Below are 633 nucleotides of genomic sequence, written 5' to 3'. Positions count from 1 at the left end.
GTTTCCGCACACAATTTCCCTATACATAAAAAATATGTTCTACAACATCGTTATGCGTCAGCACTTTAGCAAATGTATTCAAAAATACTTAGAAAAAATAGTTTGATATATTTGGAGTGTATACCAAAAGGGCGTACTTTTGCACCCGCTTTCCAAGAGAAGAAAGCCTTGAAAAATTGACTTAGTGAAAAAGTGGAATCCCACTTAAAGAAAAGAACAAAAAACTTCCGAAAAAGTTTGGATTATAATAAATAAAGTTCTTATCTTTGCAGTCCGATTCGCAAAGAAAATTGGCAAGAGTTATTCTTTCATACATTCTTTCCCTTTCGCATAGAGAGCCAGAGAAATCGAGTAAAAAGAAAAACTAAAAAAACTTCCGAAAAAGTTTGGTAGTTAAAAATAAAGCCCTTACCTTTGCACCCGCTTTTAAAACGAAAGTAACAAGTTCTTTGAAATATTGATAAACAATACAAGTAGTACAAGTAAAAAAAATAGAACCGTCAATACTTGTTTCCAGAGCAGCGATGTTCGAAGAAACGATAGGTATTTGAATAAGGTCAATAAATTTACGGCGTCCTGAACAGAGCAAAAAGATCATCCTAAGGGATGATAAAAATACTTTTACAATGAAGA

1 protein-coding gene is annotated in these 633 nt (G+C 32.7%); it reads right to left on the bottom strand.

The genetic code is table 11. The annotated features are described in order from the left end of the window. Positions 1–364 precede the first annotated feature (364 nt). The coding region (locus HMPREF9010_RS26675; protein WP_369746713.1) for a hypothetical protein at positions 365–633 on the bottom strand (269 nt) is incomplete at its 5' end.

Origin of the sequence: Bacteroides sp. 3_1_23 (assembly GCF_000162555.1) — a bacterium.
In the GTDB taxonomy this organism is placed as follows: Bacteria; Bacteroidota; Bacteroidia; order Bacteroidales; family Bacteroidaceae; genus Bacteroides; species Bacteroides ovatus.
Note: the sequence above shows the minus strand (reverse complement) of the source record. Positions and strands in the feature narration are given on the sequence as shown.